The organism is Pedobacter sp. MC2016-24, assembly GCF_015223055.1.
GTDB lineage: Bacteria > Bacteroidota > Bacteroidia > Sphingobacteriales > Sphingobacteriaceae > Pedobacter.
Map to the genome: position 1 here is coordinate 259,532 of NZ_JADFBX010000002.1, position 21,983 is coordinate 281,514.

Below are 21,983 nucleotides of genomic sequence, written 5' to 3' on the forward strand. Positions count from 1 at the left end.
AAAATTAAAAATGTAAGACAATGCTTAAAAATATTTACATATACATGATTGCCTTATTGGCAATGTATAACATACAATCTTGTAAAAAAGATCTGGGTAACTACAGCTATCACGAAATAAATAACGTAGTAATTAGATCATTGAATGATACTACGGCTATTTTCGGGAAGCGATTTGTATTAAAACCACAACTCGTTTTTAGCCAGGACGATGGAACTGATACCACCAAATATAGCTATGAATGGTTATTTGATGGTCCGAATGGTTTGGGTGGTAGGGGTTTGTATAAAATGACCAATACTAAGAATTTAGATGTTAATATGACGCTTACGGCAGATACTTATAACTTTTTTTATGGAGTTACAGTAAAAGAAACAGGTGTGAAATACCAAAAAAAGTTCGTTTTAAAAGTTGTTAATGAAATAAACGAGGGTTGGTTTTTAATGTGTGAAGTAAACGGTAAGGCTCGTTTAGATATGCTTTCTAAACTAACAGATGGAACATTTATTGCCATACCCGATTTATTAAAAACAACAGGTTCCGATTTGGTTCTTAAGGGAAAACCTCACATGGTCTATAATTATAATAGAGGAATATCTACTGGGCCAGGTTTAAACGCTGCTTATGCAATTTATTTGGGGACAGATGAGGCTACAGAACGAATTGACCCTGAGAATTTTAGTTGGAAACCACTTTACAATTTAAAAACGGAGATATTTGCACCTATGCCTGCTGATTTTCATGCAGATGTGATTGTTCAGGCAGGAGGTGTGCATAGTTATATGGTGGGTGGAAATGATGCATATCTGTACGATAGAACTCGGAATGTTGCATACAGCGTGCCAATTAATTATCTGCCAACTGAGCCTAATGGTTTTAAAATTGCGCCTTTTGCAGCTCCTCCATTAACTTCTGCTGTAAATAGAACTCAGATAGGGATATTTTATGATACCGACAATAAGCGTTTTGTAAAACATACGGATATAGATAACTATTGTACAGCCATTCCGGATCCAAAGGAGAATAAGTTATTTAGCTTTTCTACAGGCATGAACATGATTTATATGTGTTACTCCCCTTTTGGAGCAGGAGAGATTTTTAGTGTTTTAAAGGATCCAACCTCTAATAAACGCTTCTTGGCTAGTTTTGATGGCTTTAGCAATGTACAATCATATTATGCTGAAATACTGGCAACTGATTTTGATAAAGCGGAACAATATGCCGTAAGTCCAGATTTAGGCTATTTATTTTATAAAATTGGCGGTAAACTATACCAGTACGACAGGTCGCTTAAAACTACAAAAGTTATGCTTGATAAGGGCGCTGAAAAAATTAGTTTAATAAAATTTCAAACGTTTTTGTCCTCAAAATACACGGATGGGAATAAGTTAATTGTATGTAGCTATGATCCTGCCAAACCGGAAGGGGCAAATGGTAAAATGGAAGTATTTACAGTACCATCTCTAAATGCTGACTTGATACCTGTTAGTTCATATTCTGGCATTGGCAAGGTACAGAGCCTAACTTACAGAGAGCGCTAGTAGGCGTTAGAGGACATATTGTTAAATTTTAAATAAAAAACAGTTTATGATAATAAAAAAACTATTTGGTGTAGCATTGATCCTTTGCATGGGTACCAGCAGCTTATTTGCCCAACTTCCTGTAGAAGTTACAGGGCAAGTTAAAAAGAAACGAGTTACACCTGTAAAACTATTCAAAGTGGTAGAAGGTAAAGTAGTCGAAATTGGCAACAGCACACCAGATGAAAAAGCAGGTAAGTTTGGTTTTTTGTTCTACCCTGATTACGAAGGGTTGTATGTTATTGGTACAGGGAATCCTGGAAGTCCAAATGACAACTATAAATTCTACTTTAAAAGCGGAGATAAGTTATCTGTTTCTATACTGGATTCAAGCTATGTGTTAAACGGGAAGTTGAATTCGAAAGAAAATGTGGTATTGACCCAATGGCATGATTTTGTAAATCCATTGGAGCAGAAAGCAGTGAACTTCATGAAGGTGCAGAGTACCTTTGTTGATTTCTTTCCGGTATTGGAAGAGATTTCTGGCAAAACCAAAGGTTTCCTGACTGGCAAAGCCACAGGTAATGCCAAGTTTGATAAAAATATGCCGCAATACATGGCTTGGGATATGGCTGCTTACGCTTCTAATTTCCTAAATACCCCACGTTCAGCGCATCCTTCTGTAGAAGAGTACAGCCCTTTTTATGGCACACTTAAAGCTCAGGATTTTGCTAAAAACACCGCCGCGGTGTATAGCCAGCCTTGGGGTAATAGAACACTAAATGGATTAATCAGTATAAACAGAAGACAGCAGAATATTAAATTTACTGGTGGATTGGAAAACCTGAAGAGCGACCTGGACTTTTTACCTAACGATACCTTAAAAGGAGATGCTGTTTTAGAAACTGCAGCCAGGTATAAGAACTTTGTTGATTACAAAGCTTTGATCGATAGCTACGGAAAATACATCCTTACTGCAAGTCAGAAAAAACGCAATGTAGACATCGTTACGCCATTGGCCTTGTTGAAGCCTGGCGATGATGCCTTAGCTTTTTCTTTTCCAGATAAAGGGGGTAAAACAGTAACTATGGCCAGTCTAAAAGGTAAAGTGGTATTGGTTGACGTTTGGGCTACCTGGTGTGGACCATGCAAAGCAGAAATTCCACACCTGAAAAAGCTGGAAGAAGCGATGAAAGGAAAAGATGTAGAAATCATCAGCCTTTCAACCGATGATCCCAAAGATAAAGAGAAATGGCTGAAAATGATTAAAGATGAAAGCCTGGGTGGTACACAGTTATTTGCTGGCGGCCCTGGAAATGATTTTTCTCAATATTATAAAGTCAATACCATTCCGCGCTTCCTGGTGTTTGATAAAGCCGGAAAAATTGTAAGTGTCGATTCTCCAAGACCTTCAGATCCTAAACTAAAGGAACTGTTGGAAAAAACATTGGCAAAATAATTATCTCTTAAGTATCCCACATCTCGAGCCTCATAGGCTCAGGATGTGGAATTTTATATCTCCTAAAACCAAATTATCCTGATGAAATTACTGTATTTAACAGTTGGAATGCTCATGTTAAGCTTGTTTTCAAGTGCACAGACCGACAGCATCACTGTATCTGGAACAATCGCCGGTTTAGCCAACCAAAAAGTAAACATCTCATTTGCCGATAATGCGGGCAAAAACCAATATAAATCTGTAGCAGGGGTCGACAACAAATTCTCTGTACGTTTACCAGTTCAAAATGCCCCCGCTCCAGCCAGATTAACTGTTGCTTTGCCAGAAAATTCTGCTGCAAACTCCATGATGATACCACCACTGAACTTTTTCATCTGGAACAAAAACCTTCAAATTAAAGGAAATGCAGCACTTGTAAATGTGGCTGTGGTTCAAGGTGATGCTGAAAATGATTTATATAATGTTTTGATCCAACAAGGTGCAAAATCTGAAATCAGATATCGGGAGTTACTGTCAACAGCATTCGACAAAAATATTAAAAGAACTCCTGAAGATTCTACAAAACTACATCAGGAGCTAAAGAAACTATCTCTTTCTGGCTATTTCAGAGAGAAGGAATTTGTAAAGAATAATCCGAAATCCTTTGCGTCGGTTTTTTTGCTAAACCGTTTGGGTAGTTTTTATACCGCAGATGATTACCTCAAGGCTTGGAATACTTTGGCTCCAACATATAAAAACACTGCTGAAGCGGAAAGTATTAAGAAAACGCTTGAAAAGCTTGCCCCAACAATGGCCGGAATACCTGTTTTTGCTTTTGAGCGGATTGATAAAAATGGCAATAAAGTAAGTCCGGAGTTGTTAAAAGGAAGAACTTACCTGCTCGATTTTTGGGGCAGTTGGTGCGGTCCATGTCGGGCAAGTCACCCACATTTAAAAAGCCTATACAGCAAATACAAAGACCAAGGTTTTGAAATTGTTGCCATTGCTCAGGAGCGGGGGAAAACACTCGACGATTGTAAAGCAACCTGGCTTAAAGCCATTCAGGAAGATCAGATCAATTGGGTGCATCTGCTAAATCAGGATGGGATAGCGCAGCAAAATCTAGTAAGCACTTTTCACGTCAATGCCTTTCCAACAAAAATACTGATCGGTGCCGATGGAAAAATCATATTGCGTATTTCAGCAAGTGCTACTGATGATATAGATCAGGCACTTGAACGCATATATGGCTTTTAAACAATATAATATCACATACAATGACACGATCCTATAGGTTCCTTATCCCAATCCTGGTTTTAATCGGCTACAGTTCATTTTCCAAAGCGCAACAAGCTAAAGAAGTAGCGCGGTTTCCATTCGAAACCGACAATGGAACAATCATTCTTACTGTTAAATTGAACGATTTTCCCCGTCCGCTTCGCCTGTTATTTGATACCGGGGCTGATGGGATGGCAATTAGCCAGTCCTTAGCCGATTCCATCGGACTAAAAGTATCGCGTAAGCAAAAAGCCTCAGTAGTGGGTGGTTCCATGGAAATCTCTGTTTCTGAAGGCAATACGGTGCACTTTCCCAACTTCGATTTTAAAAACCAAAGCATTGCCATCTTTAAAGAAATGCATAAAGGGAATGATGGCATTATCGGCAATGCCTTAGCCAGGCGGTACATCACCAGAGTAAATTATGATCAAAAGGAAATGGTACTGTATAGTTTTGGCGATTATACCTATGAAAAAGAAGGAGCTTCAGTTCCCTTTACCATGCCCGCCGGTTTGTTTATCATTCCCGGAGCTTTAAGCATCACCACCGAGCCCGCGCATCAAGGCGAGTTCGTTTTTGATACCGGAGCTTCCTACAGTTTAATCTGTTTCCGCCCTTTTGTTAAGCAAAACAAATTGCTGGTTAGTGGCTTTAAATCAGAATACAGTGGGTCAACCACCAGTATGGGGATGATTACCCCAACTTTTAGTGGTAAAGCAGCAGCTTTTACGTTTTCCAATATGCCGGCAATCAATGACCTGCCGGTGACCTTAATGGCCGGCGGTGGACAAAGCGAAAGTTGGAATCCGGGCTTTGATGGCTCTATAGGTGTTCGCTTAATCAGCAGGTACAACTTTACCATCAACATGCAAAAGAAAGAAATTCACTTCAGTCCAAACAAGAACTATAATTATCCTTATGATTTTGCCATTGGGGGATACTTATTTGGCTTTAATCCAACTGGTGAGCTAGAGGTCATGGGCTTAACTGGTCCCGAAAATTCAAAAGTAAGTCTCAAAGCTCGTGGCATCATAAAAACGCTGAATGGATTAACCGCTAAAGTACTGTTAAAAGACCCTAAACAATTCTATAAACTGATGGCCTTGCCCGCAGGCAGTACCTATACTTTTGTGTCAGTGTACAATGGCATTTCAGTTAAAGATCTTATTGTTAAATAATCAAACCCAATCCACTGAATATGAAACGAATTAAATTACTTGGCATGCTGCTGTTTACAGCAGTTATCGCATCGGTTAAGGCTCAGGAAGGCCAGTTTGTAAAGGCTGGAACTATGGATGAGCTGTTTGTCCAAGCCAAAAAGGAGAATAAAATGGTATTTGTAGATAGCTATTTCGTAGGCTGTCACCCCTGTAAGCAAATGGACGATGAAGTTTTTGTATTGCCAGAAGTTGAGAAACTGATGGAAGATAACTTTGTCAGCACCAAAATCGACTTCATGACCGAAGATCTAGGTAAAAAGCTACAGGTAAAATATGCCGTTACCGGTTTTCCCACCTTTTTGTTGTTAAATGCTGATGGACAGCTAGTCGCCAGATTTTCCGGCTATAAAGAAGCCGATAAATTTCAAAACCTTTTAAAAGAAGCTATGGCAAAATCTAAAAAGGGAGAAGCCATGAAAGGTTTCAGTTCTTCCTTGGATGTAAATTATCCGGCCTTTTATCCAGTTATGTTTACCGAACGCAAACCTATGAATGCAGATGAAGTAGCGGCCTATCTAAAAGCGAAAAACCTGTTGGAAGAGGGAAATGCGATTCCATTTCTAATGACCAGCAAAATGAGTCCGGAATTAGCAGACTTCCTGCTTCAAAATTATGCGAAACTAGAATCTTTGTATGGTAAAGATCTGGTTTGGGGCCGTCGCCTTCAGGTGATCAATACCAGAATGAAAGCTGCGATTTCAACACGTGATGATGCTAAATTCGAATCCTTTTTAAACGAAGTTAAACCTTTATTTTCTACTGCAGACTGGCCATATGCTAAGCTTGATATTGCCGAGGAGTACTATTACAGGCAGCAAAAAGATACCAAAGCTTTTTACAAGTACGCTGTGGCCAATTACAACGATGATGACAATAAAATACGTTATATGGCTATGTACCTGAAATCTCCAACAGAAGATGCAGAAGGAAACAAACTCTTTGCAAACTGGATGCAATTGGTGGTTTCTGAAAATTCAGGCACGGAGGTTCTAAGAACAGCTGCAAGGATTATGAAGGAACAGAATGAGCCAGCAAAAGCAAAGCAATATGCAACCTGGGGTCTTAAAAAAGCAAAATTGATCAGCAAAAGTCCAAAATATTTTGAGTCCTTTTTAAACTAAAATTCCGACCCTTAAATTAACTCCTCATGAATATTACTATAGATACGACCTCTGTTAGTCTCGGCAATTATATCCGAAAAATTAGAATTGATAAGGGTTATTCGCAATACTTTATGGCCCATGCTCTGGCTATATCGCAAAACTCTTACTGCCTATTGGAAAATGGACAAACCAAATTCAACTTTGACAGGCTATTACAAATAGCCATCATATTCAAGTTGGAACCCCAGGATTTCTTGAATGGTTATTTTAATGGAATTGAAGGTTGAAGCCATGGTGCAAACGCTTTTAAATGAAGAAGGTGCCAGTCGGGTAATTTTATAGACTGACTCTATTGCTATTGGTAAATTTAGCGCATAACTTTAAAATCAATAATCCTATGTTATTTATGAAATTTGCCTTGCCATTACTCCTCTCTATTCTATTCACTTCAGTCCTTTACGCCCAAAAAGCGCCCAATATACAAAGCCAAAGCATCTGGGCTAAACAAGTAAAAATAGACGGTAAACTAGATGATTGGGGCAAAGAAATGGCAGCCTATAATAAAGAAAATAATCTGTGGTACAGTATGTCCAATGATGATAAATTCTTATACCTGGCCGTTAAAAAAGATAAATTTCCGGGTAAAGCTTATGCAAGAGGTGGGATAAAGCTATTTATCAGCAGTAAAGAAACAAAGTCAACAGCTGGTTTGCCGGCGGTTACTTTTCCTGTACCCATTATTGATGGTAAGCCAGTTCCAAAAACAGAATGGAATGAAATAGATGTGCGTGATATTGCCGGGATAACCGATACGCTCATTTCGATTTACAATGAACAAAGGATACAAGTAGCCTGGAAGCTGGAAGATAAGGATGATGGTCCAATTTATACCTATGAATTAGCGATTCCACTAAAATTGTTAGGGATAAACCAAGGTCAAACGATTTATTACAACATGCTGCTCCGGGGGAGCGGTGGTAAAGCTTTAAGCCCGGCAGAGGCCGCAATGATGGCCAACCCCAGTCCAGAGCTCAACCCTGGATTTAGTAAAGAACAACTGCTTGGAATGATAGATAGGACGATTTGGTCGGAGTTCTGGGGTAGTTACAAACTGGCTGCAAAGCCATAAAATCAGATAATGAAGAGAATTATTTGCGTTTTTATATTCCTTTTAACAAACCATGTCTTAAAAGCTCAAAATAAACCGGTTGTAACTGTTCCCTTGGCGCTCAGAGCGGTAAGCGGAATTGTCAGAGATTCGATTGGTGATGCAGCAGCAGGCGCCACAGTTCGGCTCGTTTCCAACAAAGATACCCTGCAAACTACAACCAATGACCAAGGCATTTTTATCTTCAAAAACGTGAAATCTGCCGAGTTTATCATTACTGTTGGTGGCGTTGGCTTTTTAAGAAAGTCGCAAAAGTATTTGAACAACGATACCAAAGCCCGACTGGTCCTCCAACCCATCATGTTAAAAACTGAAAATCAACTTTTAAATGAAGTCACAATAAAAGGTAAAGTAGGACCAAAATATTTAAAAGATACGGTTGAGTTCTGGGCTGACGATTACATCATCCGGGATTATGCGAAACTCCAGGATCTTTTAAGAAAAATGGAAGGCGTATCTGTCGATAAAGACGGAACAGTAACGCATCAGGGACAGGAGGTGAAACGTGCAAAATTTAACGGTATCAACTATTTTGGTGGTGATATTAAAAATGCCATTAAAGAATTGCCGGCTAATATCGTGGAGCGTATTCAAATCATCGATGATTATGGCGATCAGGCTGCGGCCACAGGTGTCAAAACCGATGAGCCAACCAAAGTCTTAAACGTGGTATCCAAAGTGGATAAATCGGTCGGAACAATGTACTCACTTACCGGCGAGTCAAATTTCAATGACCGCAATTATGCCGGAGCATCTTTAATGCGCCTTGATGGGTACAAGCAAATTAGCGTCAACGCCTCTGTAGGGCGTAGCCCGGCCGGAATCAATGCTAGTCCAGCAGTTGGAACCATTAGCAGCACTAAAAGTAATGGCTATAGTGGTCTTTTTAGATCTGGTTCAAACATAGATGGCGGTCGCCTTAATAATCTGGATGGTGGTCTGGTCTTCAGTAACAAGCTTAGTGATAAGATTACTTTAGAGAGCAATTACACCTTTAAGAAGTCAAGCGGCAATACCTATAAAAATAGCCTTTCAGAAGAGTATTATAACGATGGACAAGTGAATGGAAGCCGTTCCATAACTGCAGATAACCAACAGCAAAGTCATCTGTTTAGAGGGACACTGTACTATAATCCCAGTAAATTGGATAAACTAACCTTCAATACCGATCTCGGCTACGCAGAAAATAAAGGCGCATCAGATAATAAATTTCTGCAAACGGGGGCAATTAATGTGGAACAGCGTACCATCAATTCCAGCCAAACCAAGATGCCCAATTATAGGGCATCGGCATTGTATACCCATTCTTTTAAAAGTGGAAGCTCAAACATTTCTCTTCAACTAAGCTCCAGTTCAAAAAAAGAGGAGGAAGATCGTGACGATCACAATACTTTCTCCAGTATTGTTCCCGCAGCTGGTAATGCAAGTGATTACGAATTACATAACCTACGTGATATTTCGCGCTCAAATAGCAATAACACCGCGCAAGCCATATATAGCCAATCCGTCAACAAGTTTTTGAAACTAGGTTTGGTGGCTGCGTTAAATTACGCCAACTATGACAACCACCAGCTGGTTAGCAGCATCAATCCGAATGGAGAAATTCAGGGAGTTGATTCACTGAGCCGTATTTTTAATTATCAAACCATCGAAAGTCCATTTACATTAAGGTTTTCTTATAATAGAAACACCTGGTATGATCTGCAATTCGGACTTAAAGTATTGGGAAGCCATATGCGTGGTTCTTTCAAAACCTTAAAAAATGTCATTCAAAGGGATGCTTACAACCTGATGCCTGAGTTGGATTTAAGATTAAGCAGTAGCAAAAGAACAGAATTCAAATTGAGCTATAATGCTTCCGTTCAGCAACCCACTTTTAATCAGGTGTTACCTATCCCTGATGTAACTGACCCATTAAATACGCAGTTTGGCAATCCGGATTTAAAAAGCGCTTTTATACATCGGGCCGGTTTTTCTTACACGATGTATTCAATGGCTTCTAAGTTTAACTTGAACCTCCGCATGTCAGCAGTATTCATCAATGATAAGGTGATCAGCAACCAGATTTTGATCAATGATCCGCAACTGGGCATACGTAGAGAGACGCGCTTCATCAATGCCAATGGCGATTATAGCTTGTCAACCTTTATTACGGGCTCCAAATCTTTTTCCGATTCGCGTTATTCCATTAACCTCAACAGCTCACTTAACTATACCAATTCAATTTCCATGAGCAATAATTTACGGAATATTGGTAAAGGTTTTAATGTGGGGCAGTCTCTCGGTGTAAATGCAACTCCGGTAAACTGGTTAGAGATTAATCCGCGCATTAACTTAAACCTAAGCAGAACCAAATTTACTTTAATGGGCTTCCGCGAAATCAATTCCAGTATTATTGAATTCAATGCCTATGGTAAAGTCTATTTTACCAAGTTGCTGATATTTGGCTTTGACATAGGTAAAAACCTGGTGCAAGGCTTGAGTACAATTGGAACTCCAAATCCTTTCATTGTCAATGTGAACCTGGAAAAGCGAATGCTTAAACAAAAGAATGGCATATTAAGTCTGGTTTTGATGGATGCCTTGAAACAAAACAACTTAGTTTCCAGAACATTAACTGCCAATGGATATGTCGACAGTCGTTCTAACCTCAACAGTCGTTATTTTTTACTCCAGTTTTCATGGAATCCACAACATTGGGGCGCAGGAAAGAATGCGGGCAAAGCCAGGCAAAGCGATGGAATGTTTATCGATCAACGCTAGCCGCTGTTGTAAGGTAGAGTTTTCGGTCTAATTGATTTTTCCAATGGACAAGTCTCAAAATTCTGTGAAATCACCCAAATTGCTTGATTATTTCTCAAAATATTAATCTTTGAGAAATATTTGGTTGTTTAAGTTATCTGATTATATTTGTTTATATAGTTTTAAGTATGTATGAAAGCGGAAGAAATAAATATACTGTTTGCCAGATTTGAATCGGTGAAACTAGAAATTGAGGGTGTGGAATGCTGGAGCGCAAGGGAGCTCCAGGAAATATTCCAGTATAAGGAATGGCGGAACTTTGTAAAAGTATTAGATAAAGCCAAAGATGCATGCAAAAACAGCTCTAATGTAGTTTCAGATCATTTTGTTGACGTCAACAAAATGATCCCATTGGCTAAGGGAGCAGTTCGTGAGGTAGAAGATATCGCTTTAACCAGATATGCTTGCTATCTAGTTGCGCAAAATGGAGACTCTTCAAAATCACAAATTGCTTTTGCACAAACCTATTTTGCGGTACAAACACGTAAGCAGGAAATCATTGAACAAAGATTACTGGATTATGAGAGGGTAAAAGCAAGGGAAAAGTTGAGTCAAACCGAAAAGCAACTCTCAGGAATATTATTCGAACGTGGCGTAGATCATGCAGGATTTGCAGTAATTCGATCTAAAGGAGATCAGGCTTTATTTTTGCTTTCAACGCAGCAGTTAAAAAAGAAATTAGGAGTTCCAGATAAACGGCCTGTTGCTGATTTCTTACCTACAATCAGTATAAAAGCTAAAGATCTTGCTGCAGAAATGACGGGGATGAATGTATTGAATAAGGACTTAAGAGGTTACGTTCCAATTGAGAATGAACATGTAGATAATAACTCTGCTGTAAGAGAGATGCTAGTGGAGAGAGGAATATATTTGGAGACCTTGCCGCCAGCCGAAGATGTGAAGAAAGTACAACGTAAGCTAAATAGTGATAATAGGAAGGTGTTGAAAAGCTCCGGAAAGATTAGATAACTATAAATGGCATTCTGATCACTTTGTTGATATCAACAAAGTGGTCTGACTACGCAAAGAAGCTCATTTTTAACTTGATTGAATTCGATTAAGTTAAAAATCAAAGTTCAAATAAATTGACTATTTCGTAGACCTCAACGAAATGGTATTAGTAACAAAATATAATGACTAATTAAAAATAAGCCAATGAAATAAAGAAATACAATGACATATCACTACTTCTTAAATGAGGTGTTAATTTAAAGAGTCTCGCCTGGCAAATTCTCACAATCACGGGGAAGGGACAATAGATTAATGCCCATGACAATATTTATTGTACTTTTACAGGTGCAAATAGCGTCATGGGCTCTATTGTAAATCCGTTCCCCAAGGCCGTGAGAAGCCTGCCAGGGCGGTATTTAGAGCCCGCTATTTGCATCTTCGTTTTATATAGGATCAGTATGAATACTGATCATTCCAATCGACAAACGAAATTCGAAGCGTTTTCTTTATCCCAACCGGGACTCATTTTAAAGTTTAAATCAACTAAAATGAGAAAATTACACAACATTTATCAATGGCTTGACGCCACGCCTGATGCGGTTGAAGAATACGCTACCAACATTACCAAAGCTTTTTTTACTAATTATGACCTCGCCGTGGCGCATGACACACTTTGGCTAATGACGAAAATTATTTTTATCGATGATAAAAATGGTCTGTATCGGCACGATCGTGAAAATATAATTGCGCTTTATGAACACCTTCATGAACTGCTTACGGCGATTCATGTAATCTATCCCAATTCTTGAAACAACCACTTCAACGATTTAAATCACTAAATATTCAACAATAAAACAAAAAATTATGGGAAGCAATCTGCAAATGAACTCCAGAGGTCATGCAAATGACAATGATTCGGTACTTGAATCACTCAGTACGGCACATGAATCGGCAACGGCGAGATATTTTGACATATCAGAAATATTGGATGTTGTCCCTTTATTAGATGATGTTGAAAATGTTTCTGTCGCCATTTTTGAACAAAAAATTAAAAGCTTGTTTGGAACGAACGATATAGTCATTGATAACCATTTAACAGATAGGATAAATTAAGATTAAACTGCTATGAATACATTGAAATTACCTTTGACAATAAATAATATAGATCAAACCAATGAAATTGTGACCAGAATTGTTAACCTGATTATGGTTCAACAGATTTACCATTCGGAAAGATTTCTGGACGGACAGTCCTGCACCGAACTGATCATTTTGATTTCTGATAAATGTTCGAAAACGCTGATAGAGCTTTTTCCCATCATCGATATGGTATTTGAAGATTACCCTGATTATTGTTATCGCTTGTATCACGTACATCAGGTAAAAGATAGCATAAAGAAAGGCAATTTGTTTTTTTACCAGGTCTGTGTTCCTGAGAGTCTTTGTTTTTCTGATCCAATGGCAGAATTGAATCTATTCTCACAGATGCAAAGTCTCGAAAATGTAATTGAAAAAGCAAAAAAAGCGTTTAATGCTGAAATGGCCAAAATACAAGCTTTTAATGATGGCGCCGTTTTTTATTGGGAAAAGGAAAACTATGCGTTGACGGCATTTATGGTGCACCAGCAGATTGAACTGGCTTATCGTGCCATCGAACTATTTGCGATGGGTAAGGATAAAATGACGCATGCTATACGTGTGCACCAAAAGCATGTAAAGCCATATTTGTCGGAGCTAGGAACCTTGTTTGATGAAGCTGATGATGATGAAAATAAGTTGATGCAGCATTTGGACGATGCTTACCTGAAGGTGCGTTATGGCGAGGGCTACCAGATCAATCAAGAGAAGCTTTTAAAAGCCATGAAAAAAGGAGAAGAGATGCAGCAAAAAGTCAACGATATCTATGGGGAAATGATCGTTGGATTTGAATATAAGCTAGCGAATCAACAAGCTGTAACCACAACATGCGTTACTGACGAAACTGTAATCAAAAACATCGATGAAAAAATTGAAACTGCAAAGCTAGTCACTAAGGAGGTACTAAACGCTGATTACCTAGCTGATATTGTGGCTATCATTACCAAACACGTGGACGTAGAGCGTATATATTCAATTTATCATAAAAGTACTTCATTTGTGGAAAAAGGAATCTTTCAAGCTGATACCATGGAGTACCATGGTCAGCATCTTATGCTACTGGTGATTACAAAAGAACCATGTGGTCCAGAGTCTTTTAATTTACAGAGTGTCGTAAACCAAAGTACGGATTCGGCTGGCGTCACGCTACTGATGCACAGCTTAAAAAATTTGAATGATGCTTTATTGGATAATAACCCGTTTTTTCATCAGGTTTTACGGTCAGATGGACTGATTTATCAGAATAGGACTACTTCGGGATTCATTGATCTGCCTGAATATGATCAATCTGATGTGCTCAACGGACGTTTGGTTTGGTGCAAGAGAAATAGCCGGGCTGCAGCAATGCTCGCAGCTGCAGTTGATATTTCCGAGCGCGACGAAGGGGTAGTAGAAGCTTGTTTGATTAGCCAGGCTGTAGAACAAATTTGTATTGGATTTATATATGCCACCATTGGTTATAGACCCAATCAGCATTCATTGAAGCATCTGCTTAACATCTGTCGCTACATCAATCCCGTCATTGACGCGGTATTTCCGACTGGTAATGCGTATGATAAGGAGCTACTGGAGATATTGATCGATGCCAGCAAGGATCTGCGTCACAGGCATTTCATCAATGTAGATCAGATTGATTTGTGTGTTATACACCGCCGGTGCAATGCATGGATGGAAAAGGCGAAGGAGTTGGTCAGTGAAAAGTTTGGGGTTCTTGAATCCTACAATGAAATAATTGAACCTTAGATCATTTTTCTTGTTTTGTCAGACCAAGTTTGAGTGCATTATTTTATGCTTTAGAAAGATAAAATAATACACTCAAATAGGTTTATCGTGTCGTAAATTAGGCAAGCACGTATTTATTTAATGCAAAGCACTTCGCCAATATAAATACTGTTTCCCTGCAGCTTTCCATCTTTTGAAGCAAAGCTCATATAACAATGAACTGTGTCACCGGTGTAATGCTTAGGCAAGTCCAGCAGATAACCCTGCTCATAACGGTCAGTTACCCCAATTTTCTTAAAAGCATGTTCTTTCGTAGGATTGTACACCATAAAAGTAGCCAAATCGGTAAACTGGCAATATTTAGATTGGCGCTGCGGTAACCAATTAAATTCGATCTGTGAGGGTAATGCAAAAACAGCCGGACTTTCGGGCGGTAAAATATAACCCCTGCTGTACACCAGTTCCGGATAATTCAAATCAAATTCCGTGTCAGTGCTTAGAAAAGCATGATCGTAATTGTAAGAATAAGCTACATTCAGCGGATCTTTTCTTTTAGCAAATTGTTTAAAGCCAATTCTGATCAGATTTTCAATATTGCTTAGAAAACTATTCAGCGTACCAAACTTAGCCTGGTTGTCAACCTGTGAGGCAGTGGGCGGCTTATTACTTTTTCGATATGCTGAAGTAATCACATTTGTACCCCTATACATACGGCCGGTTGCGGGCCCGGTTTTGTTGGTCATTGGGCCAAGAATCCCTGATTTTAAGATGCCCATGTCTAAGAGATTAACAATAAATGATCATTTTCCTGTGTTTTGTTGAAACTACCAGTGTAAATGCTGTTTGCCACTTGTTTTCTATCCGCTGCAATAAAAGACAGGTAAGTTTCCATGTATTTGCCCTGCAGACTAGGCGGAATTTCCAGTTCCGAAGTACCGAAACTTCTTGCACTGCCGAACAATACATATTCTGAACGTTTTTCTTCTGGAAAATAGGCCAGTAACATCGCCTGTTCAACAGATTCTGGCCAGGCCATTTTAGGATCAGTTTCCCAGCTAAAATGTAAACCCATAGTGGTTTGGCTAACCTGCCAATCTGTTGCAGGCTTTAACAAGCCCTTACTGAGTAGGATCTGCGAATAATTAAGTTCCAGATTTGGGTAGGCGCCTGTTACCATTTGTTTTTTGTTGTTTTTTACTGCCATGTTGTAGGCATTGTCCTTCATCAGTGCAGCTTCGGTGCTAAAACCAGTTTCGATGAAATCCTTTACGCAGCAGAAAAATTCGCCTGATAATTTAGTGACGATCCGGTTTCTGAGCTGTAATTCTGATGGCGGAACGTTGTTTACGCCAACTCGTTGCGTCACATTTTTGCCTGATTTGGTCAAATAACAGACGATATCGCCTATTCTTCCTTTAAACGGTCCATTTAGACCTCCGAGTAAAATACCCATATGATTAATATTTGTTATAAAAAGGCTCACTTTATTGTGTCCTTATTACAAATATAATACATAATCAATTGATAAACAATAAGTAGGGTTCTGGATACCTACATGGTAAGTGCAGACAAACTACAGGTAAAGTACAGTAACTCTATGCCGCTGCTGCACCCCCGCTATCCCCCTGCTATACCCTAGGGGTATAGCAGGGGGATAGCGGCCCTAAAGAGGGGGTAAAGCAGGGGTAAAGCGGGTCCGTATTTTAGCTGTAGTTATCCTGTACTTTTACTGAATTTATATCAAACCTGTATGGGGCTATTTATTAGCTTATTGATCCGAATATTGGAGAAATTGATATAAAACTAGAGGCAAATAATCAGGAAAGTGAGTAAGTTAGTCCTCATCTTCCAGTTCAAAAATGGCTTCGACGGCTACACCAAATACCTTCGCCATTTTTAAGGCTAGTACTGTGGAAGGGACGTATTTTCCAGATTCGATCGTATTGATGGTTTGCCTGGATACCTGGATTAACTCTGCCAGATCAGCCTGGGTAATGTTCTTGATGGCTCTTTGTACACGCAGGTTATTTTTCATCTCCAGTCCTTTCTCCTTTTATTTTATACAAACTTAGATTAAAAGTTATGATGAATACAAGAAGTACAGTAAGCAAATTGTAAATCATGAAACTCAGAAACCACGAGCCGTATATGAATAGGTTGGCAATAAATAAGATGGAATATGATATGAGGACAGAAACCTGCCAGGAGCGTAGCCGGAGGTAGGAGATGTATTCATCCTCATTTTTTTCCCTTGTAAAACAGATCATAATTAAGCCCAGTAAGATTCCTGCGCCAGCGAGCGTCATATTCGAGCTTGCATCAAAAAAAGAACGAGACGTGTTCTCCGTAGAAAGTGGAAGTTTTTCTCCAATCTCCGGGTAGATGATATTTGTGAAAATGTGTAACAGTATAAAAGCTAAAAAAATGATCCAGCCAAATACCTTGTACTTGTTTGGAATGAGTAGGTTATTTTTCATGTCAATTTGTTTTTACCAAATGTAAAGTATTTCTTACATTAATGTCAAGTTAAATTGACAAAAAGTCTTAAATATTTTTCTTTTCCTCCGCTTTTCTCTTATACAGGCCCTGCCCGGTCTTCACAATTCACATTGCAGGCAAATGAGCTTGTGTCAATTTGTTGTTAAGGATTGTTTCTTTAAATCCGGCGCCCTATCTTTAAAGCATCAAACCCATAAACCAATATGAATTCACAAGATCAAAATGAACGCAGGAGTTTCCTGAAAAAAGCGACCCTAGGCGGTTTACTGACCATTGCAGCTCCACAAGCACTTTTTGCAAGTCCTGCTCCAGAGCCTACTGCGGAACGAGCCGGTAAAATCACTTTGTCCAATAACGATGTCATCTTATTTCAGGGCGATTCCATTACGGATGCCGGTAGGAAAAGAGACGTGGCCGAGGCCAATAATAATTCCGCTTTAGGTACTGGTTATGCTTTTCTTGCGGCATCGGCATTGCTGACTAAATATGCAGACAAGAATCTGAAAATTTATAACCGTGGAATCAGTGGCAACAAAGTATACCAGCTGGCTGAGCGTTGGGATAAGGATTGCCTGGAACTTAAACCTACAGTTTTAAGCATTTTGATTGGCGTGAATGATTATTGGCACAAGCATAATGGGAAGTATGAAGGAACAGTTAAAGTGTATTCGGATGATTTGAAGAAATTACTGGACCGGACATTACAGCAATTTCCTGATCTGAAATTGATTTTAGCAGAGCCTTTTGCCGTCAAAGGTGTGAAGGCTGTAGATGAGACCTGGTACCCGGAGTTTAACGATTACCGTACGGCTGCTCAGGACATTGCGAAACAGTACAAAGCGAGCTGGATTCCGTATCAGAAAGTGTTTGACAATGCCGAGAAAACTGCTCCGGGCGTATACTGGACAAAAGACGGTGTACACCCCAGTGTAGCTGGCGCACAGCTGATGGCAAATGCCTGGTTGGATACGATAAAATGATAATAATAAGCTAAATTTGCGGCGATGAATTGGAGCCGCATTGTTTTTTTAAGCTGTTTATTTTTGGGAATCCTCCTGAACCAGGCTACTGCCCAGGTTGCAGCGGTGCCTGTAGACAGCCTGGCGGCAGCCCCGGTTTATAGGACCAGGGTAGTTAAGGATGCTGCTTTTTACGCAAGGCAAAAGTTTGTGACTGACTCGATCATGACGCATACCTGGTTGCTGCCAGACTCATTGATTGATAAAAACATCATCATTGACAGCATCATCAAGGCGCAAACTACGGGGCACCTGGATTTGTATAACCGCTATAAAGAATATGCTTCCAATAAAAAAGTAATGGGCTACCGGACAGGTAGTCCTGTCCCTAAAGGAGAAATGTGGGTATTGGGTATGGTTGCTGTATTGCTGCTCTTGTTTGCTTCGTTAAAAATTTCGTTTTCTAAACAATTGCAAACCATTGTACAGTCTTTTTTTAGCAATAGGGTACTCAATAATTTAAATAAAGAAGACAATCTCTTTACGTCATGGCCATTTTTACTGCTGTTTATACAATTTGGTTTTACGATCGGGATGTTCTTTTACCTGGTATCCCAGTTTTACCATGTGTCGTTTGCGGATAGTGGTTTTAAGTTTTACATCAGCATCTCCATACTGATTGTTCTACTTTACGTGATTAAAATTGTCATTCTGCGTATGCTTGGTCAGCTGTTTAACGTCCAGAAAGCAGTGCATGAATACGTTTCTATATTATATTTAAGTTATTTTAATATTGCGCTCATTTTTACGCCCCTGGTGATCGCTTTTGCACTATCTCCCTTAGCATATGGGCCTTACTATGTGGCTATTTCCTTTATTCTGATCGGTCTAATCTTTGTATTTCAGTTTATTAGAGCTGGGGTAAATATTTTATCTCATTATCGGTTTTCAAAAGTCTATTTGTTTTTGTACTTTTGTGCCCTCGAAATCTGCCCTATATTAATATTAATCAAGGCAATAGGATTATAAACGCGGTAATAAAGTAAAATGCAAGAAAAGACAGAAGATAGGTTGCGAAAGGTAAAAAGTATATTGGTAACCTTGCCAAAGCCAGAAACAGAGAAGTCTCCTTATTTTGATTTGGCAAAGAAATATAACCTGAAAATTGATTTTAGATCATTCATTCATGTGGAAGGCGTTCCTGCCAGAGATTTTAGAAAAGACAAAATTACTTTAAATGAGTTTACTGCGGTGGTATTTACCAGCCGTAATGCCGTTGACCATTTCTTTAGAATTTGTGAAGAGATGCGTTACGACGTTCCTGCCGACCTGAAATACTTCTGTATTTCGGAATCTACAGCGCTCTATTTACAAAAGTACATCCAATACAGAAAACGTAAGATTTTCTTTGGTAAACAAACTGCAGCTGACTTGGCTGAGGTCCTGAAAAAACATTCGGATGAGAAGTTCTTATACCCTTGTTCGGACGTGGCTACAGAGGATACCATGAACTTTTTGCAGAAGAACGGTTACAATGTGACCCCGGCAGTTCTTTTCAGAACCGTGGTTTCAGATTTGTCTGACCTGGCCGAGGTGTTTTACGATGTGATTGGCTTTTTTAGTCCTTCAAGCATCCAGTCGCTGTTCACCAATTTTCCCGATTTTAAGCAAAATAATACCCGTATTGCAGCATTTGGATTAAATACCCATAAGGCTGTTAAAGATGCCGGACTTATTGTCGATATTGCTGCTCCATCTCCGGAAGCACCTTCAATGATCATGGCTATTGAGAACTATATTAAAAAGTCGAATAAGTAGGTTCATTCACTTGTTCATTTTTAAAAATAGGTGAATTTTATGGCGTAATAATTGTTTATGTCAATCGGATTTGATAAAATTGTTATAAAATTGCTTAGCGCTATATGAAGAACCTATATATTGTTGGTTGCATGATCATCACCGGCCTGTTGTCGAGCTGTGGAAAAGGGGGACAGGGTGAATTGGTCGGTGTATATAACAAGAAATTCAAAAACAATAGAGTGCCCCTGGGAATGGTTTACATACCCCCGGGGCGGACTTTAATCGGGATGTCTGATGAAGACATTACCAACTCTCAAAGTGCCCCAAGCCGGATGACTTCTTTCAGTGCCTTTTTCATGGATCAGACGGAGATTTCTAATGCAGAATACCGTCAGTTTGTAAATTGGGTGCGTGATTCTGTAGCCCTGACTTCTTTAGGCCCATCTGGTGCAGCAGCTTATTTTAAACCTGCACCTACCAATTCAAATGGTTCGGCAGTTTTAGGTGCAAATCAAAATATCGACTGGAAAAAAGTAGGTAATGGATCTGGAATATGGAGTACAAAAGGTAATGGTCTGGGCTCAAAGCTAAATGATATGTATTACAGCGGAGCAGATGCCTTACCTGGCCGCAATGAAATTGACATTAGAAAATTAAAATACGCGTACAGTTATGTGAGTACTGATCTGGCTGTTGCGGGTAGAAAAGATCCGAATAAAAAAAGACAGGACTTTATTGTAAGTTATACCGATAACCCGGATTCGGGAAATCCAAACAGCCACCCTTCGATTGCTGTTTACCCGGATACACTGGTTTGGAAGGTGGATTACTCTTATTCACAAAACGATCCGATGGTTAAAACATATTTTAACCACCCATCTTATGACGATTATCCTGTTGTTGGTGTAACCTGGGAGCAGGCTACTGCTTTCTGTGTTTGGCGCACCCGTCTTTACGAATCTGTAGCCGTGGCCAGAAAACAACCTTTAAACGCGCGTCCGGAGTACCAGTTGCCAAGTGAGGCACAATTTGAATACGCAGCCAGAGGTGGTAATATCAAAACAAAATATCCTTGGGGAGGCCCGTATGTGCGCAATACCAAGGGTTGTATGCAGGCCAACTTTAAAGTAGGCCGAGGAAATTATTCTGACGACGGAGGTTTATATACTGTAAACGTGAAGTCTTATTTCCCGAACGATTATGGTTTGTACAATATGGCGGGTAATGTGGCCGAATGGACCATTACAGCTTACAACCAGAGTGCAGCACCCATGCTGTTAGATTTTAACCCTAACTTTACTTATGTAGCCAAGGCTGCAGACAGCAAATATCTTAAACGCAAAGTGGTAAGAGGTGGTTCCTGGAAAGATATTGGTTTCTTTTTACAGAATGCTGTGGGTACTTACGAGTACCAGGATCAGGCCAGATCATATATTGGATTCAGATGTATTTCTGCATATCCTGGCACTGATATTACCTATAAAAACTAAAATTAAAAAAACCTTTTTTTATCTCAATCTGAACGAAGAACATGGCTGCAAAGAAAAAATTTGACTGGTTACACGTTGCAATATCCTGGGGAGCAAGTATTGTAATTATTGGAGCGCTTGCTAAAATTGTCCACTGGGGTGGCTCGTACGCAAATTATATTATTGGATTTGGATTGATCGTTGAAGCAATTCTATTCTTTTTAACCGGTTTCAGACAACCTGAATCTGAACTTCCATGGGAGCGGGTATATCCTGAATTGAGAGATGATTTTAATGGAGAGTTGCCTAAGGCAACGATCAGGGCAGCTGCGCCAGTGGCGGCTTCTGGTTTTTCTTCCACAGCAGCTTTGGACAAAATGCTGACTGATGCCAAAATCGGTCCGGAACTGATTGAAAGCCTGGGTACTGGTTTACGTACTTTTGGTGATAAGGTTGCTGCAATTTCTAATGTCGCTGATGCTTCTTCGGCTACTTCTGAGTTTACAGGTAAGTTGAAAACGGCTTCTGCCAGTTTCGATAACTTAAATGGTGCTTTTGCCAAAGCAACCAGTCAGCTGGTAGAATTGGGCGAAAGCAGTTCTGCTGCCCAGAGTTATCATGAGCAGGTGAACAATCTGGCTAAAAACCTTTCTGCTTTGAATGCAGTATATGAGTTGGAATTGCAGGATTCGAGTGCACATTTGAAATCTATGAACAAATTTTACCAGAACCTTTCGTTAACCATGAACAACTTCAACGAGTCTATGGAAGATTCGAAACAGTTTAAAGACGAAGTGGGTAAACTGGCCAAAAACTTATCATCATTAAATGCCATTTACGGTAATATGCTGTCTGCAATGAACCAGCCGCGTACCTAATTAGTATCAATTCGTTAATATTTAACTAAACAGACCTAA

21 protein-coding genes are annotated in these 21,983 nt (G+C 39.5%); 17 read left to right on the forward strand and 4 right to left on the reverse strand.

The annotated features are described in order from the left end of the window. Positions 1–20: 20 nt before the first annotated feature. The 12 genes from IM797_RS06755 to IM797_RS06810 all read left to right on the forward strand — a co-directional run bounded on the left by IM797_RS06755 (position 21) and on the right by IM797_RS06810 (position 14,360). Entirely contained in the window at positions 21–1,541 is a 1,521-nt protein-coding gene (locus IM797_RS06755) for a PKD-like family lipoprotein (RefSeq protein WP_194126350.1), read from the forward strand. A gap of 46 nt (positions 1,542–1,587) precedes the next feature. After that, positions 1,588–2,979: a TlpA disulfide reductase family protein gene (locus IM797_RS06760; RefSeq protein ID WP_194126351.1), complete on the forward strand. Its 1,392-nt coding sequence runs from the start codon at positions 1,588–1,590 to the stop codon at positions 2,977–2,979. Positions 2,980–3,060: 81 nt separating this feature from the next. Further along, positions 3,061–4,215, forward strand: coding sequence for a TlpA disulfide reductase family protein (locus IM797_RS06765; RefSeq protein ID WP_194126352.1), 1,155 nt, complete (start codon positions 3,061–3,063; stop codon positions 4,213–4,215). Positions 4,216–4,235: 20 nt separating this feature from the next. Further along, a complete protein-coding gene (locus IM797_RS06770) occupies positions 4,236–5,414 on the forward strand; it encodes a retropepsin-like aspartic protease (protein ID WP_194126353.1) in 1,179 nt (392 codons plus the stop codon). A 20-nt stretch (positions 5,415–5,434) separates the two neighbouring features. After that, positions 5,435–6,577, forward strand: coding sequence for a thioredoxin family protein (locus tag IM797_RS06775; RefSeq protein ID WP_194126354.1), 1,143 nt, complete (start codon positions 5,435–5,437; stop codon positions 6,575–6,577). 26 nt (positions 6,578–6,603) lie between these two features. After that, complete coding sequence (locus IM797_RS06780; RefSeq protein WP_194126355.1) at positions 6,604–6,846, forward strand: helix-turn-helix domain-containing protein; 243 nt, start codon at positions 6,604–6,606, stop codon at positions 6,844–6,846. A gap of 110 nt (positions 6,847–6,956) precedes the next feature. Further along, positions 6,957–7,688 (forward strand): hypothetical protein, encoded by a 732-nt coding sequence (locus IM797_RS06785; protein ID WP_194126356.1) that lies wholly within the window; start codon positions 6,957–6,959, stop codon positions 7,686–7,688. A gap of 9 nt (positions 7,689–7,697) precedes the next feature. After that, on the forward strand, positions 7,698–10,490 hold the full coding sequence (locus IM797_RS06790; protein WP_194126357.1) for an outer membrane beta-barrel protein: 2,793 nt from the start codon (positions 7,698–7,700) through the stop codon (positions 10,488–10,490). A gap of 171 nt (positions 10,491–10,661) precedes the next feature. Beyond that, entirely contained in the window at positions 10,662–11,498 is an 837-nt protein-coding gene (gene dinD, locus IM797_RS06795) for a DNA damage-inducible protein D (RefSeq protein WP_194126358.1), read from the forward strand. Positions 11,499–12,028: 530 nt separating this feature from the next. Beyond that, complete coding sequence (locus IM797_RS06800; protein WP_194126359.1) at positions 12,029–12,289, forward strand: hypothetical protein; 261 nt, start codon at positions 12,029–12,031, stop codon at positions 12,287–12,289. Between the two features lie 55 nt (positions 12,290–12,344). After that, positions 12,345–12,593 (forward strand): hypothetical protein, encoded by a 249-nt coding sequence (locus IM797_RS06805; RefSeq protein ID WP_194126360.1) that lies wholly within the window; start codon positions 12,345–12,347, stop codon positions 12,591–12,593. A gap of 12 nt (positions 12,594–12,605) precedes the next feature. Further along, on the forward strand, positions 12,606–14,360 hold the full coding sequence (locus IM797_RS06810) for a HEPN domain-containing protein (protein WP_194126361.1): 1,755 nt from the start codon (positions 12,606–12,608) through the stop codon (positions 14,358–14,360). 113 nt (positions 14,361–14,473) lie between these two features. On the opposite strand, the gene IM797_RS06815 is transcribed toward IM797_RS06810, so the two are convergent. From IM797_RS06815 to IM797_RS06830, 4 genes are all read right to left on the reverse strand, one after another. Continuing rightward, positions 14,474–15,115, reverse strand: a complete 642-nt coding sequence (locus tag IM797_RS06815) for a DUF6266 family protein (RefSeq protein WP_194126362.1) — start codon at positions 15,113–15,115, stop codon at positions 14,474–14,476. Between the two features lie 2 nt (positions 15,116–15,117). Beyond that, a complete protein-coding gene (locus IM797_RS06820) occupies positions 15,118–15,792 on the reverse strand; it encodes a DUF6266 family protein (protein ID WP_194126363.1) in 675 nt (224 codons plus the stop codon). Between the two features lie 381 nt (positions 15,793–16,173). Further along, positions 16,174–16,374 carry a helix-turn-helix transcriptional regulator gene (locus tag IM797_RS06825; RefSeq protein WP_194126364.1) on the reverse strand — a complete coding sequence of 67 codons (201 nt, stop codon included), beginning with the start codon at positions 16,372–16,374 and terminating at the stop codon, positions 16,174–16,176. Next, positions 16,364–16,816 (reverse strand): hypothetical protein, encoded by a 453-nt coding sequence (locus IM797_RS06830; RefSeq protein ID WP_194126365.1) that lies wholly within the window; start codon positions 16,814–16,816, stop codon positions 16,364–16,366. The genes IM797_RS06825 and IM797_RS06830 overlap by 11 nt, the downstream gene beginning before the upstream one ends. A gap of 225 nt (positions 16,817–17,041) precedes the next feature. On the opposite strand from IM797_RS06830, the gene IM797_RS06835 reads away from it, so the two are divergent. The 5 genes from IM797_RS06835 to gldL all read left to right on the forward strand — a co-directional run bounded on the left by IM797_RS06835 (position 17,042) and on the right by gldL (position 21,944). Beyond that, positions 17,042–17,818, forward strand: a complete 777-nt coding sequence (locus IM797_RS06835) for an SGNH/GDSL hydrolase family protein (protein ID WP_194126366.1) — start codon at positions 17,042–17,044, stop codon at positions 17,816–17,818. Positions 17,819–17,842: 24 nt separating this feature from the next. After that, on the forward strand, positions 17,843–18,826 hold the full coding sequence (locus tag IM797_RS06840; protein ID WP_194126367.1) for a DUF4271 domain-containing protein: 984 nt from the start codon (positions 17,843–17,845) through the stop codon (positions 18,824–18,826). A gap of 18 nt (positions 18,827–18,844) precedes the next feature. Continuing rightward, positions 18,845–19,615, forward strand: a complete 771-nt coding sequence (locus IM797_RS06845; protein ID WP_194126368.1) for a uroporphyrinogen-III synthase — start codon at positions 18,845–18,847, stop codon at positions 19,613–19,615. A 104-nt stretch (positions 19,616–19,719) separates the two neighbouring features. Beyond that, a complete protein-coding gene (locus tag IM797_RS06850) occupies positions 19,720–21,087 on the forward strand; it encodes an SUMF1/EgtB/PvdO family nonheme iron enzyme (protein ID WP_194126369.1) in 1,368 nt (455 codons plus the stop codon). A gap of 41 nt (positions 21,088–21,128) precedes the next feature. Beyond that, positions 21,129–21,944 carry a gliding motility protein GldL gene (gene gldL, locus IM797_RS06855; protein ID WP_194126370.1) on the forward strand — a complete coding sequence of 272 codons (816 nt, stop codon included), beginning with the start codon at positions 21,129–21,131 and terminating at the stop codon, positions 21,942–21,944. Positions 21,945–21,983 lie beyond the last annotated feature (39 nt).